Origin of the sequence: Mesobacillus maritimus, assembly GCF_023715205.1 — a bacterium.
In the GTDB taxonomy this organism is placed as follows: Bacteria; Bacillota; Bacilli; order Bacillales; family Cytobacillaceae; genus Mesobacillus_B; species Mesobacillus_B maritimus_C.
On sequence record NZ_JAMBNR010000010.1, the window covers coordinates 227,496 to 243,948 of the forward strand.

Sequence of the window (16,453 nt, forward strand, 5' to 3'; positions counted from 1 at the left end):
CCGCAGCATGTTTTCACAGTTAAACTCTGGAGATCAGTTAAAACCTCTTGTGGAGGAGGTTGAACAGCAAGTCTCTGAAATACATAAACAAATCGATGAGCGCATCGACTTCAATCAATTTCGTGTACTACAAAGCTTTCAAAAGCATCGAGTGAGTGATTCTCATTTTATGCCTTCAACAGGCTATGGTTACGATGATATCGGGCGCGATACGTTAGAAAGGATCTATGCCGATGTATTCGGTGGGGAAGCGGGTCTCGTAAGACCACAAATCATTTCTGGCACACATGCCATTTCGATTGCTCTTTTTGGGATACTACGCCCTGGGGATGAGCTTTTATATATGACCGGAAAGCCTTATGATACTTTAGAGGAAATTGTCGGGATTCGTGGGGACGGGAATGGCTCCTTAAAGGAATTTGGCATTTCTTATGATTCAGTCGCTTTAACAAGTGAAGGGGGCATTGATTGGCAAGCGGTAGAAAAGGCCATCAAACCCAACACGAAAATGATTGGCATACAGCGTTCAAAAGGGTATGCAACTAGACCTTCTTTCACTGTTGCGGAGATTGGCGAAATGGTACGGTTTGTAAAAGAGATTAAATCGGACGTCGTTGTGTTTGTGGATAATTGTTATGGGGAATTTGTGGAGGAACAAGAACCTTGCCATGTTGGTGCAGATTTAATCGCAGGGTCATTAATCAAGAACCCAGGAGGCGGGATTGCGAAGACTGGTGGCTATCTAGTTGGGAAACAGGAATTTGTCGATGCTTGTTCCTATCGGATGACCTCTCCAGGTATTGGTGCTGAGGCGGGTGCTTCTCTCTATGCTTTACAGGAAATGTATCAAGGATTCTTTATGGCTCCACATATCGTCGGGCAAGCGTTGAAAGGGGCGGTCTTTACTGCTGCGATGCTTGAACGCTGTGGAATGAATTCCTCACCAAAGTGGAATGCGGACAGAACGGATTTGATTCAATCTGTTCAATTTGATGATCGTGACAAAATGGTTGCGTTTTGTCAGGCGATTCAATTTGCTTCCCCGATTAATTCGCATGTAACTCCGTATCCAAGCTATATGCCTGGTTATGAAGATGATGTCATTATGGCGGCCGGTACGTTTATTCAAGGTGCCAGTATCGAATTAACCGCTGACGGTCCAACTCGTCCACCGTATGTGGCTTATGTGCAAGGTGGATTAACTTACTCCCATGTGAAAATGGCTGTATGTATTGCTTTGGATCATATGGTGACAAAAGGGTTAGTTCAGCTTGGTTAAGTAAAATAATAAAAACAGTTTTATGATCTTTAGTTCTGACAATTTATAAAGCTCGTCAATTGGCGGGCTTTCTTTTATGCATTCGAATAAAAATTACAACTGAATAAGCTAGGTATCCCAAAGAATAACTTTATTAAGAGAATAGAGCTAGCGACCGAATTTAAACATATGGAATGGGTACTATTGCGTTAAAAACATCTTTAGGATTTGAACAAAAAACTTTATGATTACTGCCTTACTTTATGAGTTAAAATGGGGATTAAGTGGGAATTGCCCATCATTAAAAAGGCGATTAAAAACCATGTCAGATTATCTTACATTTCATTGACATGTTAGTTTACATTACATATAATAAAACTATCAAAAGGAGAAAGGAGAGAAATCAAAATGGGCGGAAGCCAGATTCGCCGAAATATGCCATTGTTTTCAATCGGGATTGTCATGCAGCTGACGGATTTAACAGCAAGACAAATTCGATATTATGAGGAACATGGCTTGATTTCTCCAGCAAGAACAGAAGGCAATAAGCGTCTTTTTTCCTTAAACGATATTGACAAGTTACTTGAAGTCAAGGATCTAATTGACCAAGGTGTCAATCTTGCTGGCATTAAACAAATCTTCAACGTGAAACAGCACAACGATGTAGCACCAAATGATGAAGACAACAAAGATGCAGAAAAAGTGCGAAAAGACCTTTCTGATGCTGAACTGAGAAAGCTTCTCCGAAAAGAATTACTTAGAGCTGGAAGGTTTCATAGGAATTCTGGACCAGGAGACCGGTCAAGATTCCATTAACTTATTAAAATTTGAATATACTGGGAGGAACATGAATGTCAAAGTATACTAGAGAAGATATCGTTCGTATGTCTAAAGAGGAAAATGTAAAATTCATCCGATTGCAGTTTACTGATATTTTAGGAACAATCAAAAACGTTGAGATTCCAGTTAGCCAACTTGACAAAGCGTTGGATAATAAAATGATGTTTGATGGATCTTCGATTGAAGGGTTCGTCCGAATTGAAGAATCAGATATGTATTTAATTCCGGATTTAGATACTTGGGTAATTTTCCCTTGGACAGCAGAAAAAGGAAAAGTGGCTCGTTTGATTTGTGACATCTACAATCCAGATGGAACACCATTCTCAGGGGACCCACGCGCAAACCTAAAGCGTGTGTTAAAGGAAATGGAAGCAATGGGCTTCACAGATTTTAACTTAGGGCCTGAGCCAGAATTCTTCTTATTCAAATTGGATGAAAAAGGGGAACCCACTCTTGAACTGAACGATAACGGAGGATACTTTGACTTAGCTCCTACAGACCTTGGTGAAAACTGCCGTCGTGATATCGTGCTTGAACTAGAAGAAATGGGCTTTGAAATTGAAGCTTCTCACCATGAAGTAGCTCCTGGTCAGCACGAAATTGATTTCAAATATGCAGATGCGGTTACAGCTTGTGACTATATCCAAACATTCAAGCTTGTTGTAAAAACCATTGCTCGTAAACATGGACTACATGCGACATTTATGCCGAAACCATTATTCGGTGTGAATGGTTCAGGAATGCACATGAACCTTTCTCTATTCAGAAACGGTGAAAATGCATTCTTTGATCCAAACGCAAACCTTCAGTTGAGTGAAACAGCTGAGCAGTTCATCGCTGGAACGATCAAACACGCTACAGCGTTCACAGCCGTTACTAATCCAACAGTGAACTCTTATAAGCGTCTAGTACCAGGCTATGAAGCTCCATGTTATGTTGCGTGGTCTGCTCAAAACCGTTCACCATTAATCCGTATCCCAGCTTCCCGTGGCTTAAGCACACGTGTTGAGGTACGTAGCGTAGACCCATCTGCGAACCCTTATCTAGCAATGGCTGTTCTTCTACAAGCTGGACTTGATGGAATCAAGAACAAGTTGACTCCTCCAGCACCAGTAGACCGAAACATCTATGTAATGGATAAAGAAGAGCGCGTAGAAGCAGGAATCGTCGATCTACCAGCAACTCTTTATGCGGCCCTTACTGAACTTCAGTCAAATGAAGTTATCTGTGCAGCATTAGGAGAGCACATCCTTGAACACTTCGTAGAAGCAAAAGAAATCGAGTGGGATATGTTTAGAACGCAAGTGCACCCATGGGAGCGCGAGCAGTACATGAGCATGTACTAATAAATGACCCCCCCAGCACCCCAGTGGTGTTGGGGGTTTTTATTATGTGGAGGGTGGTTGGAGCGAAGGGAAATATCCTAACTATTGAGTATTGTAGGTGTAGGACAGACAGGGACCGAGCGAGTGGAGAAGTGTCTAAGAAAGAGCCGTTGTGGGACAGAAGGAAAAGGTAAGCGGAAAAAGTGTCTAAGAAAGAATCGTTGAGGGAAAGAAAGAGAACTGTAAGCGAGAGAACTGTCTAATAATGTATAAATGCTCAATTGTTAGTCTGTCTAATACCGAGTTTCTGTGGAACAGGTATAGCAAAAATACAACAAGAGATCGAGGTTCATAACAAGCTGTTTTAGGTCAGGGGGAAGGCAGAATGATAGAAAAGTGTTTAATAGAGCGTACTAGAATTTAAAATCAGTCTTAAAAGCAAATGTACAATATGCTACGAAGTAAAGCTAACTTCCCAAAGTAATGAAAACCTAGGTACCACCCACCCAAGCTTTGCATAGTACCTATAAGAATCGCATCAAAAAGAGCTTGTCCCATATTCATTACTGAATGGGACAAGCTCTTTTTGATATGGATAGGATTAGTGCATATGGCGGTAAACTCCGATTACCTTACCTAGAATCGATACATTCCGAAGAATAATAGGTTCCATTGTAGGGTTCTCTGGTTGTAACCGAATAAAGTCCTTTTCTTTGAAGAATCGTTTTACGGTAGCTTCATCTTCTTCTGTCATCGCAACTACAATTTCACCGTTATTGGCTGTTTGTTGTTGTTTTACGATGACATAATCTCCGTCAAGAATTCCTGCATCGATCATACTTTCTCCCATAACTTCTAACATGAAAACTTGTTCCTCTGCAGGGACGAGAGTGTCGGGGAGTGGGAAGTATTCTTCGACATTTTCGATCGCTGTAATCGGTTGTCCAGCCGTAACTCTACCAACAACTGGGACGTTTATAATGCTATATTTTGGAGTTTGTAAATCTTGGTCCATTTCTAAAACTTCAATTGCGCGAGGTTTAGTTGGGTCGCGACGGATAAGTCCCTTGCTTTCTAGGCGAGCTAAATGTCCGTGGACCGTGGAACTAGATGCAAGACCAACAGCCTCTCCGATTTCTCGAACAGAAGGTGGATAACCCTTTTTCTTTACCTCATCCTTAATGAAACTAAGGATGTCTTGCTGCCTTTTTGATAATTTTGTCATTTTCACGCACCCCATTTTATATTCCTATGGTTATTATAACACGTATGTTCGTATGGTACAAACATAAGTTCGAATTTTTTATTGACAAGAAACAAGTGTTCGCATTATAATAAAATCAAATAAACGAACATATATTCTTATTGGGGTGGGCGAAATGATGAAAGTGATTTGGAGAAAGCATTCTTATACAATTTTATTTGTTGCTACATGTCTTACGTTAACCTTAGTATTAGCAAATGGACTTAAAATAGGAAAGCAAGATTACATAACAGTAACAGTTGAAGCTGGTGCAAGTCTATGGGAATTGGCAGAGGTGTATTCCGATGAGCATAATCTTACACATCAAGAGTTTGTAGCATGGGTCGAGAAAGAGAATGGAATTATTGGTGGGAAGATTTTTGCTGGGGATCAATTAATTGTACCGATTACTGGTAAAAAACTGGATTCAACACAATATGCAAGTTTAGATTAGAATGGGTGAGAATATGAAAGCAGTTATATACTGCAGAGTTAGTACTAAAAAGGATACGCAGGAAACTTCTCTTGCTCGCCAAGAAGAAGAACTAGTAGCTCTTGCAAATCGAAAGGGTATGGAGATTGTTCGAATTATTAGAGAGCAGGCCAGTGGCTTCGATTTAGAACGAGATGGAATCTTGGATTTATTAACAATCATTAAAGAAGAAGATGTACAAGCTGTTCTCATCCAGGATGAAACACGTCTTGGTCGAGGGAATGCTAAAATTGCTTTGCTTCACTGTATTGTAAAAGAAGGAGCAAAATTATATAGTGTCTCTCATCATGGTGAACTACAATTATCCGAATCCGATACAATGGTTTTACAGATTGTATCCATGGTGGAAGAGTATCAGAGAAAAATACATAACATAAAGATTAAGCGTGGGATGCAACGGGCAATAAAACAGGGCTATCAACCACAAAAAAACCTAAAAAAGCAAGGCGAGCATGCTGGCCGTGAAAAGAAAAATGCTCCGATATCCGAGATTGTTAGACTAAGGGGAAATGGGTTGACCTTTGCTGAAATAGCTGCTACTTTGAGGGGGTTTGGGTACGAAGTCTCGAAGGCGACGGTACATCGACGATATCAAGAGTATGTCGAAGAGAAAGAACAGCGGGTAGATAAAGCACCACAGTTAAACAAAGACCGTCTCTAAATCTATTCCCTGAAAACTAGACGCAGTGCGCAAATCTTGTAAAACAGGACGATATCCCGTAAAATAGCTTCTATGTAAACTTTTTAATAAAGGAGCTTTTTAATGCTTTCTAAGGATAAACTTGCAAGAATTAATGAGTTAGCGAACAAGTCCAAAACAACTGGTCTTACACAAGAAGAGGCGAAGGAACAATCCGTGCTTCGTGCAGAATATTTGCGAACGTTCAGATCGTCAATGGTGAATACATTGAAAGGTGTTACGATTGTAGATCCTCTTGGAAATGATGTAACACCAAAAAAGTTAAAAGAAGCACAAAAGAGAGATAAAAAAAATCTACATTAATTCTATAGAGAGTCGAAGGTTAGGAGCCAAACCTACCTTGGCTCTCTTTTTTTACCAATTTTTTCCTTGAAATGGAGTAAGGCGCTTGCATTTTCCTTATTTTTTGAAACATTCATGAAAAGTACATAATCCCTATAAACGTACATAGAACAGACTTTTTTCGGGAAAATAAGAGAGTGTTCGGCAAATTTTTTCTATTTTTTTATGTGTGATTTGTTGAATAAATAAGACAACCACTATAATATTAAGATTGTATGTAGTTTACTAAGAAAGGATGTATCTAATGTTCGATAAAATTGATACACTGTCCATCGATTCAATTCGTACCCTATCGATTGACGCAATTGAGAAAGCAAACTCTGGGCATCCAGGAATGCCTATGGGCGCAGCTCCAATGGCATACACACTTTGGACTCGTTTTATGAATCATAATCCTAAAAATCCTGATTGGTTAAACCGTGACCGTTTTGTTTTATCCGCTGGTCATGGCTCCATGTTGTTATATAGTTTACTTCATTTATCAGGCTATGGCTTAACAATGGATGACATCAAGGAGTTCCGTCAATGGGGAAGTAAAACTCCAGGACATCCAGAGTTTGGTCATACAGTAGGTGTTGAAGCTACAACTGGACCTCTAGGTCAAGGTGTTGCGATGGCAGTTGGAATGGCAATGGCAGAGCGCCATCTAGCAGCGGTATATAATAAAGATCAATACGAAATTGTGAATCACTTTACATATAGCATTTGTGGAGATGGTGACCTAATGGAGGGTGTTTCAGCAGAAGCCGCTTCTTTAGCAGCCCATCTAAAACTTGGTCGCTTAGTGGTTATGTACGATTCCAATGATATTTCTCTTGATGGAGATTTAGATAAATCTTTCTCTGAAAGTGTAGAAGGTCGTTTCAAAGCTTATGGATGGCAATACATCCGTGTTGAAGATGGAAACAACCTTGAAGAAATTGCGAAAGCTCTTGAAGAAGCAAAGAGCGATTTGGATCGTCCAACTTTAATCGAAGTAAAAACCATCATTGGTTACGGATCTCCAAACCTATCAGGTAAATCTGATGTACACGGTGCTCCACTTGGTGCAGATGAGTTGAAATTAACAAAAGAAGCTTATAAGTGGACATTTGAAGAAGATTTCCACGTACCACAAGAAGTTTACGAAAACTTTGAAAAACAAATTGTGGAAAAAGGACAGTCTTCAGAACAAGAGTGGAATGAACTCTTTAGCAAATATAAAGCTGAATATCCTGAATTAGCGGCTCAATTTGAAGCAGCTTCAAGAGGAGAGCTACCTGAAGGATGGGAAAATGAACTTCCTGTTTATGAAGAAGGTAAGAGCTTAGCAAGCCGTGCTTCTTCTGGTGAAGCACTAAATGCAGTTGCAAAAGCAGTTCCTTTCTTCGTTGGTGGTTCAGCTGACTTAGCAGGATCAAACAAAACCATGATCAAAGGTTCCGGCGATTTCTTCCCAGGTTCTTATGAAGGACGGAATATCTGGTTTGGTGTACGTGAGTTTGCAATGGGTGCCGCAATGAACGGGATGGCTCTTCACGGCGGAGTGAAAATCTTTGGCGGAACATTCTTCGTGTTCTCTGATTATTTACGCCCAGCGATTCGTCTTGCAGCGTTAATGGGACTTCCTGTTACGTATGTGTTCACACATGACAGTATCGCGGTTGGTGAAGATGGTCCAACACATGAGCCTGTAGAACAACTTGCTGCATTACGTGCAATGCCAAATCTTGGAGTGATCCGTCCAGCAGATGGAAATGAAACGGCTGCGGCTTGGAGAGTAGCAGTTGAATCAAAAGATAAGCCAACTGTTTTGGTGTTAACTCGTCAAAACCTTCCTACCATCAAAGATACAGACAAGAATGCTTATGAAGGAGTCTCTCGTGGAGCATATGTGATTTCTCCAGTCGAGAATCCACAAGCTTTATTGCTTGCATCTGGATCAGAAGTAGGATTAGCGGTAAAAGCTCAAGAAGCACTCGCCAACGAAGGGATCCAAGTTTCTGTTGTCAGCATGCCATCATGGGATCGCTTTGAGCAACAATCGAAGGAATACAAACAATCTGTTATTCCTAAATCAGTGAAGAAACGTCTTGGAATCGAAATGGGCTCTTCTTTAGGATGGCACCGTTATGTTGGGGATGAAGGCGAAGTACTAGCAATTGATACATTTGGTGCTTCAGCTCCTGGTGAAAAAATCATGAAAGAATACGGCTTCTCTGTTGAAAATGTTGTATCTCGTGTGAAAGCTTTATTAGAAAACTAAAATAACCAAGAATGGAGGCAGCTGTCTCCATTCTTTTTTTGATTTAGGTAAAGATCAAACTGTTTATGTCTTTACCAGTAGTAGAGCTTTTATTATCCAAAAACAAAAAAAAACGACTCGATTGAAATCAACGAGTCGTTTTCTATACTAATCTGGCAGCGGTTCACCATTAATGAGTCCTTCGCGGTCATCTGTTTGGGGAGGTTCTTCCAACCAACCATTTTTAATCATCAGGTTGGCGCAGTCTTCAGCATATAAGCTAATTTCAGGAATCAAGGAAGCATAGCGGAAACCTATGTCTCTCCTTGGGCTTGCTGCCATGGCTGCGCCATAATTTCCAATGCCGGCAGCAATCATGCCGGAAACATGAAACACAATCAGTTTATCTGAAAATACTTTAGATGTCGTATCAGTGATAGCCGTATCCCATCCCATTGGGGCAGGAAGGTCTTCATCCAATAAGTATTTACCAAAGATTTCGATATGTTTTTGGGACATTTTTTTGCCCTTTAACAGCAATTGCTTTACATCATCGCTTTCTGCAATTTGGGCAAGACCAGTGATCAATGCTTTTCCAATATGATTTGTTTGGATATTTAGGAATAAATGCGTTATTTCAACTGACGAGAGCGAACGTTTCTTCCCGAAGAAACCTGCTAACCATTGTTGCTGTTCAACAAAGTCAACTTTATCCGGGATCGAGATATAAGGGGGTCTTACATATGTTCCTTGTTTAAGCTGGATATCCCGTGTTAAGTCCTGCATTTTAACGGATTTTTCTAACATCTTTTTGTGGAACTCGACCACATCCGGTCTAGTCACAAGCCCTAAAGCAGCACTGCTAGCAGCCATAGTTAAAATGGACATATGCCTTAAATACATAACCATAAAAGTATCTGAGAATAACTTAGGAGCATTAACGTTAACATCCTCTTCGGTAAAACCCTGTGGGATCGGAAATTGGTCTTTATTAAAAATCTTCTCTAAAGCATCAATGTTTTCCTCAAAATATCGTAAAGAAGTTTCAATGATTGGGCGGATTTCATTGTCCTCTACCTTCTCAAGAAAGTATCTGTTTACACACACACCTAATGTATCATTGATATATTCTGTCCATAACCCTGACATTTCTGCTGCTGTGAGGCGAATGTTCGTTTTTTCTTCCATCCCTACTACCCTGCCTTTCGAGATTGCCCGAATGTTTTTAGAAATAGCATGCCCGAACTTTCTCGCATTCATGTGGAAAAGGGGCAATTTATCCCAATAAATATGAAGGAAAAGCAAGAATTCTGTAATTTGACAAAATTAGTGCGTTTTCTCTCCACCTTTAGACAATCAATGAAGCTGGAATTTCTTATAATGGAATAAAGCTTGTCTAAAGAGGAGGGGACTTAATGAGGTCCTATCAACTTTATTTAATCAAAGATGAAATTGCTAGCCATTATGTTGGTAGAGAGCGTATGTTTTATCAACTGTTTCGAGATTATCATTTAGCAGATGGAGAATTAAAATCCATTATTTCCAAACAAATTGAGTATGTTACAAAACCTTTACCGGTGTTAAGGATTCATCAACTCCTTTATCAACATTTATCGAATCATAAAGGTTTTGAAGTGAAACAAGGGACCTACGTTCTTCAGACGAATAAATTTCGTGGTACTGCTTTGTTAAAAGTAGTGAATGATCGCAAGTTGGTTCTTGAATCTGATGGTAGTTTAGAGGTTGAGACCATTTTTTTTGAAGTATTACGTAAAATTGAATCCTCTTTCATGGCTGTTGATCTTGAGAGCAGTCGTTTTGGTTGGCTCAAGCCGATCAAAGAAAGAAAATTTGTCTAAAATAGAGAAAAATGCTCGCGAATATTGTATAATTACGTTTGGTCGAGTACACTGTATGGTAGACAACATGAAGGAGGAAAAAAGTATGTGGACTTATGTTCTAGTAGGTATACTAGCTCTAATCGCTGGTGTAGCACTAGGATTTTTCATTGCACGTAAGTATATGATGGACTACTTGAAGAAAAATCCACCAATTAACGAACAGATGTTAAAAGTGATGATGATGCAAATGGGAATGAAGCCATCTCAGAAAAAGATTAACCAAATGATGTCAGCAATGAACAAACAACAAGGTAAGCAGTAATAAAGCGCTATTAAAATGCTTTAATACTAGTGAACAATAGATCAGGACCATCAGATTTGTAAAATGGTTCTGTACAAGTTTTCTTTTATTAGAAAAAACCACTTTTCCTTGGTATATACCAAGGAAAAGTGGTTTTTTCACGCTATTGAGAGATTTATGAGATAATTCCCATTTTTCGATCGGCATGAACCTTGTTAAATTGTTACATACTAGAAGAAAAAATTATTCTAAAGGGGAAATTGACATGAAAAAATTCGGTCTTTTATTCATTATATTATTACTAATTTTAACAGCTTGTGGAACAAGTGAAAATGCGGAGAACCAAGAGGCTACAGAAAAGAATGAAACAACTGAAGAATCTACTAATGCAGCTAAAGAAGAAAGAGAAATTACAGAAGAAGATGAAAAATTTACAAAGATGCTACTAGACAAAGATTATGACGGTGTGATTGCTGAATCAGTGTCACTTAAAACAGATTCACAAAAGAATTTCTACTACCTTGCTTCTGCACTAAGGAAATACGAAGAAATTCAAACGAAGGATTATGTTGATGCGACAACAAGTGATATAAATTATAAAGATATGGTGACAGACTACAATGTCGTTGCTCAATATTTAGGCAGAGCATCCTACGTCCCAGAAGAATTAGCTGAAGACATTGATAGGGTGAAAAGTGAAGCAGAAGAAAAAGCGGCTGAGTATCAGGCCGAATTAGATAAGCAAGCTGAAAATCAATAGACAACGAAGTCACGCAAACTAATTGCTCGACTGAATCAAAGGAAAAACACTCGTATCTGAGTGTTTTTTCTTTGTACATGGACTTTTTTACGAGTATTGGAACTTAAAGTTCGGTTTACAGCAATCGATAGGATGATGGGTTTTAAAAACTCACCGATGATCCCTTTAGCTATCTTCATATTTGCCAATCCCAATAAATAACATTAATCTTTTCTATTTTATGAACATTTGATAAAATGGTTAGGCGCTGGAGACAGAGACTCGCGGTTGGGGGAGAGAATAATGAGAGTATTCTTAGATTTAATGTGGTTTTTTAAAGCGGAAAAGAAAGCATATATAATTGGAATTCTAACGCTTCTTTTTGTTGCTTTTCTGCAACTCGTTCCACCTCGGGTAATTGGAATGGTCGTAGATGAGATTGAAAGGGGGAGCTTAACTGGGGATAGGCTTCTCATGTGGGTTGTTGTCTTAATCTTGGCTGGAATAGGGATGTATGTACTTCGCTATTTCTGGAGAATCATGATATTTGGATCATCGGTGAAATTAGCGAAGATACTGAGAAATAGGTTATATCAGCATTTTACAAAGATGTCCCCGAATTTTTATCAAAAGCGGAGAACGGGAGACTTAATGGCCCATGCGACCAATGACTTACAAGCGATTCAGCAAACGGCAGGGGTCGGTGTATTGACTTTCGTGGACTCTCTTGCAACAGGAGGGTTCGTCGTGATTGCAATGGCAACGACCATTAGTTGGAAATTAACGTTAATCTGTCTGTTGCCAATGCCGCTGATGGCGATTCTCACTGGCTGGTATGGAGGAATGCTTCATAAACGTTTCCATAAAGCTCAAGAAGCTTTTTCAAGGTTAAATGATAAATCTCAGGAAAGTATTTCTGGGATCAAGGTGATTAAGACGTTTGGACAAGAAAAAGAGGATATTGAAGATTTCGATAATCTTTCTAAAGATGTGGTTAAGAAGAATATTTCAGTCGCAAAAGTTGACTCTTTATTTGATCCAACAATCTCCATCATTGTTGGGATTTCTTACTTTTTATCGATTGTTTTCGGCTCAAGGTATGTCATGGCGGGTGAAATGACAATAGGGGAGCTTGTTTCGTTTACCACCTATTTAGGCTTATTAATTTGGCCGATGCTTGCCTTTGGTCATTTATTTAATATTGTTGAACGTGGGCGTGCTTCTCTGGATCGTGTGAACACCCTACTAAATGAGAAAGTGGAAATTCAAGACCGAGAAGGAGCAATAAACACAGTACCAAGAGGCAATCTTGTTTATGAGATTAAAAAGTTTGCCTATCCGGGAGAACAGGAAAACCAACTCGAACACGTGCAGTTTACCTTACCAAAAGGAGCTACTCTTGGAATTGTTGGGAAAACAGGTGCCGGAAAAACGTCCCTTTTAAAACTGCTGATTCGAGAATTTGAAGGATATGAAGGGGACATTAGGATTGGCGGGAAATCAATAAAGGATTACCAACTTGATAAGTTAAGAGAGTCGATGGGCTATGTCCCTCAAGATCATTTTTTATTTTCGGCAACCGTTGCTGAAAACATCGCCTTTGCGGATCCGAATATTTCCCGGGAACAGATTTATGAAGCATCAAGAATTGCTCAAATTCATGATGATATTCTTGATTTTACCGATGGGTATGAAACCGTAGTCGGCGAGCGTGGAGTCTCCTTATCAGGAGGACAAAAACAACGAATTTCGATTGCGAGAGCGATTCTATTAAATCCAGAAATTCTAATTTTAGACGATTCCCTTTCAGCCGTTGATGCGAAAACAGAAGAGGAAATTCTTCAAGCACTGAAAGAGAATCGAGAAGGCAAAACTACACTAATCACGGCTCATCGCCTTAGTGCAATCGAGCACGCCGATTTAATCCTTGTTTTAGATGACGGAAATATAGTCGAGCGTGGGACGCATGAGCAACTCATGAGTCAGGATGGATGGTACAAGGATATGTATCTGCGTCAGCAGCTTGAAGAGCTTGTTGAGTTAGGAGGGTAGATAATGGATGAGAAAATGACAGCGTTAAATTCAAAACAACAACGAACCGTATTGAAAAGGTTATTGGTCTATACAAGACCCCATTTAAAGCCCATTTTGTTTGCTTTTTTTCTATTGGCATTAACAACACTTGGGGACGTACTGGGGCCTATTTTAATCAAGATCTTTATTGATGACTATTTAACGCTTGGACATTTCCCTTTTGAGCCATTGCTTATCCTGGGAAGTGCTTATATGGGAATCCAAATATTAAATGTATTTGTCTCGTATTTTCAGCTATATAAATTCCAAGAAGTCGCACTTAAAATCATTCAGCAACTGCGTGTCGACGTGTTCAGTAAAGTCCAGTCGCTTGGACTCCGGTTCTTTGACCGCACGCCAGCTGGGTCGATTGTTTCTAGGGTAACGAATGATACTGAAGCAATTAAGGATATGTTCGTGTTCGTGATTGCGACTTTTATTCAGAGTGGCTTCTTGCTTGTGGGAATTTTAACAGCGATGTTCATTCTAAACGCAAAACTCGCATTATTCTGCTTAGTCGTGATGCCGTTGATTTTTATCATCATGGTGATTTATCGTAGATTGAGCTCTAAGTTTTACTTGGATATGCGCGAGCGTTTGAGTCAGTTGAACGCCAAGTTAAGCGAATCTTTACAAGGGATGTCTATTATCCAAGTTTTTCGTCAAGAAAAGCGCTTGAGAGAAGAGTTTGGTGACATCAACGAAAAACACTACCAAGCGGGCATGCGGAACATTAAAGCAGATGGTTTGTTGTTGCGACCAGCCATTGACCTCGTTTATATTGTTGCGCTCATCATTGTGTTAAGTTACTTTGGAATCAGTTCGTTTGAAAATCCAGTGGAAATTGGGGTTCTTTACGCTTTTATCAATTATCTTGATCGCTTTTTCGAGCCGGTCAACCAAATCATGCAACGTTTATCAATGTATCAACAAGCGATTGTAGCCGCTTCAAGGGTCTTTAGGCTTCTAGATGAGGAAGATGTGGCACCGAAACAACCGCTAGTGAATGAAAACAAGGTAAAAGAAGGAAAAATAGAAGTTCGCGATTTAAGCTTTTCCTACGATGGCAAACGCGATGTATTAAAAAATATTGAGTTTACCGCTTATCCTGGGCAGACCGTTGCGCTTGTTGGACATACGGGGAGCGGGAAAAGCTCGATTATTAATCTATTGATGAGGTTCTATGAATTTGATCGTGGGGAAATTGTCATTGACGGAGTTTCGATTAAAGACTTTCCGATTCATGAACTTCGGGAACGAATGGGCCTTGTGCTTCAGGATCCGTTTTTGTTTTACGGAACAGTGAAGGATAATATTCGTCTTCATAATCAAGACATTACCGATGAGGAAGTGGAGGCAGCAGCTAAATTTGTTCAGGCGGACGCCTTTATCTCGAAGTTGGAGGATGGATTGGAACACCAAGTAGTTGAGCGTGGTTCAACTTTCTCGAGTGGACAGCGGCAATTGATTGCATTTGCACGGACGATTGCGATGAATCCAAAGGTTCTTATTTTAGATGAGGCAACAGCGAATATTGATACGGAGACAGAGGAAGCGATTCAAACAGCGTTGGCGAAAATGCGTAAAGGGCGAACAACGATTGCGATTGCGCACCGACTGTCAACGATTCAAGATGCAGACCTCATCCTTGTCCTACATCAAGGGGAAATTGTCGAAAGAGGGACCCATCAAGAGTTACTTGCGTTAAAAGGACTCTATCATAAAATGTATCTCCTACAGAATGGTTCTGTGGAAGGTCTAGAAAATGCCGTTATTTAACTAAAAGGCTGTTTTCGTAAAGATTGTTGTTAAAATCCTATAGCCGATTTTTAACGCAATTGTAGCCATTTCTTATGTTTGAATGAAATTTTTAAGCTCTTTTCTCATAAGTGAAGCGGTTTTATTATAAAACCTAGATTTTATACAAAAAATAGTAGTGTTATAGTGGTGTGATATGTCTATAAAGCCTTGCTATAACTAGGTTGTATAAAATCATGCATAAACGATAAAAAACGAACAAGAGCCAAACCCTTGATATGACTAGGTTTGGCTTTTTGGCTTACTTCCGAAAAGTAGATTTATGTTAACTAGATTTGTATAGAATATACAAGCTTTAGAAACCAATAGATTAACATACTAAAAATGAGGTTTTTTGTCATTTTTATTAACAGATCCTCTTTTATTACTTTTGCGTACGCATTTCTATGACGCTACCATTACTATTTTGTTTAAATACTACAAAATAGTGTAAAAATATCCAATTTTTTCATTTTTTTATAGGTTTAACCTAATTCAATTGTTATTATTTAATTATTGTAAAAAATTAAATAATATATAAGGAGGAAATTATTAATGAAAAAAATGCTACAACTAATTGTCATTTTTACTTTTATTTTAAGTTCAGTATCATTAGTAACAACTGCCACATCAACAAAAGCTGCAATAAACAATAAACCTGGAGATATTATTATCACTAGAAGTACTAGTAGTAAGGGAGTTACAGGACATATAGGTATATATATTGATGCAACAACTATCTTACATACTTCTGGTTGGTCAAGTGAACCATATCCAAAGACTATTAGTGAATCAGGTTGGCATAGTAGATATGCAGAATCTAAAGTTATTAGACCAAATTCAAGTACTTTAGGACAATTTGCTGCTTCAAAGGCAAAATATTATTTTCAAAATAAAAACATACCGTATTCTGTAACTACAGGTCCTACAAATATAAGTAAAACTTATTGTAGTGAATTAGTATGGTATTCATACTATAAAGCAGGAAAAACTTTTAAAGTATTCAATCCTGCTTCTCAAATATCAACTTGGGTAACACCATCAATTATTAAACCTTATGATTATCTTAGTTCTTCACACCTTAATTACAACGGATTTAGTTTTATAGATAATACCTGGTAAAAATCACAGAATGAAAAAAGAGGGATAAGGTACCGACCCCCAAAAGTTAGAGTATAAAACTAACTTTTGGGGGTGTTTTTATGGTCAAATATAGTGAGGAATTTAAAATAAAGCTTGTTACTGAGTATTTACATGGAAATCTTGGATATAACTCA

15 protein-coding genes are annotated in these 16,453 nt (G+C 38.9%); 13 read left to right on the forward strand and 2 right to left on the reverse strand.

Annotated features, from left to right (window positions below; translation table 11 throughout):
- The first annotated feature begins 7 nt into the window (after positions 1 to 7).
- The 3 genes from M3182_RS16015 to glnA all read left to right on the forward strand — a co-directional run bounded on the left by M3182_RS16015 (position 8) and on the right by glnA (position 3,444).
- Positions 8 to 1,279: a methionine gamma-lyase family protein gene (locus tag M3182_RS16015; protein WP_251558933.1), complete on the forward strand. Its 1,272-nt coding sequence runs from the start codon at positions 8 to 10 to the stop codon at positions 1,277 to 1,279.
- A 387-nt stretch (positions 1,280 to 1,666) separates the two neighbouring features.
- Positions 1,667 to 2,074 (forward strand): MerR family transcriptional regulator, encoded by a 408-nt coding sequence (locus M3182_RS16020; RefSeq protein ID WP_251558936.1) that lies wholly within the window; start codon positions 1,667 to 1,669, stop codon positions 2,072 to 2,074.
- A gap of 35 nt (positions 2,075 to 2,109) precedes the next feature.
- Positions 2,110 to 3,444, forward strand: a complete 1,335-nt coding sequence (glnA, locus tag M3182_RS16025) for a type I glutamate--ammonia ligase (RefSeq protein WP_251425961.1) — start codon at positions 2,110 to 2,112, stop codon at positions 3,442 to 3,444.
- A gap of 580 nt (positions 3,445 to 4,024) precedes the next feature.
- Here the strand turns inward: glnA and lexA are convergent.
- Positions 4,025 to 4,648: a transcriptional repressor LexA gene (gene lexA / locus M3182_RS16030; protein WP_251425962.1), complete on the reverse strand. Its 624-nt coding sequence runs from the start codon at positions 4,646 to 4,648 to the stop codon at positions 4,025 to 4,027.
- 154 nt (positions 4,649 to 4,802) lie between these two features.
- Here lexA and yneA point away from each other — a divergent pair, with 154 nt between their 5' ends.
- From yneA to tkt, 4 genes are all read left to right on the forward strand, one after another.
- The gene (gene yneA, locus M3182_RS16035; protein ID WP_251558938.1) at positions 4,803 to 5,120 is read left to right on the forward strand and encodes a cell division suppressor protein YneA; all 318 of its coding nucleotides are present in this window, start codon (positions 4,803 to 4,805) and stop codon (positions 5,118 to 5,120) included.
- Positions 5,121 to 5,133: 13 nt separating this feature from the next.
- On the forward strand, positions 5,134 to 5,820 hold the full coding sequence (locus M3182_RS16040; protein WP_251558940.1) for a YneB family resolvase-like protein: 687 nt from the start codon (positions 5,134 to 5,136) through the stop codon (positions 5,818 to 5,820).
- Positions 5,821 to 5,922: 102 nt separating this feature from the next.
- Positions 5,923 to 6,162, forward strand: coding sequence for a DUF896 domain-containing protein (locus M3182_RS16045; RefSeq protein ID WP_251558942.1), 240 nt, complete (start codon positions 5,923 to 5,925; stop codon positions 6,160 to 6,162).
- Positions 6,163 to 6,445: 283 nt separating this feature from the next.
- A complete protein-coding gene (gene tkt / locus M3182_RS16050) occupies positions 6,446 to 8,446 on the forward strand; it encodes a transketolase (RefSeq protein ID WP_251558944.1) in 2,001 nt (666 codons plus the stop codon).
- 147 nt (positions 8,447 to 8,593) lie between these two features.
- Here tkt and M3182_RS16055 read toward each other — a convergent pair whose 3' ends face one another.
- Positions 8,594 to 9,613 (reverse strand): DUF3231 family protein, encoded by a 1,020-nt coding sequence (locus M3182_RS16055; protein ID WP_251558945.1) that lies wholly within the window; start codon positions 9,611 to 9,613, stop codon positions 8,594 to 8,596.
- Positions 9,614 to 9,840: 227 nt separating this feature from the next.
- Between M3182_RS16055 and sirA the strand changes: the two genes are divergently transcribed.
- From sirA to M3182_RS16085, 6 genes are all read left to right on the forward strand, one after another.
- Complete coding sequence (sirA, locus tag M3182_RS16060; protein ID WP_251558948.1) at positions 9,841 to 10,284, forward strand: sporulation inhibitor of replication protein SirA; 444 nt, start codon at positions 9,841 to 9,843, stop codon at positions 10,282 to 10,284.
- An 85-nt stretch (positions 10,285 to 10,369) separates the two neighbouring features.
- The gene (locus M3182_RS16065) at positions 10,370 to 10,588 is read left to right on the forward strand and encodes a YneF family protein (protein WP_251425972.1); all 219 of its coding nucleotides are present in this window, start codon (positions 10,370 to 10,372) and stop codon (positions 10,586 to 10,588) included.
- A 244-nt stretch (positions 10,589 to 10,832) separates the two neighbouring features.
- Complete coding sequence (locus M3182_RS16070; RefSeq protein WP_251558950.1) at positions 10,833 to 11,327, forward strand: hypothetical protein; 495 nt, start codon at positions 10,833 to 10,835, stop codon at positions 11,325 to 11,327.
- 282 nt (positions 11,328 to 11,609) lie between these two features.
- Positions 11,610 to 13,358: an ABC transporter transmembrane domain-containing protein gene (locus tag M3182_RS16075; protein ID WP_251558952.1), complete on the forward strand. Its 1,749-nt coding sequence runs from the start codon at positions 11,610 to 11,612 to the stop codon at positions 13,356 to 13,358.
- Between the two features lie 3 nt (positions 13,359 to 13,361).
- Positions 13,362 to 15,158, forward strand: coding sequence for an ABC transporter ATP-binding protein (locus M3182_RS16080; RefSeq protein ID WP_251558954.1), 1,797 nt, complete (start codon positions 13,362 to 13,364; stop codon positions 15,156 to 15,158).
- Positions 15,159 to 15,731: 573 nt separating this feature from the next.
- A complete protein-coding gene (locus M3182_RS16085; protein ID WP_251425976.1) occupies positions 15,732 to 16,298 on the forward strand; it encodes an NlpC/P60 family protein in 567 nt (188 codons plus the stop codon).
- Positions 16,299 to 16,453 lie beyond the last annotated feature (155 nt).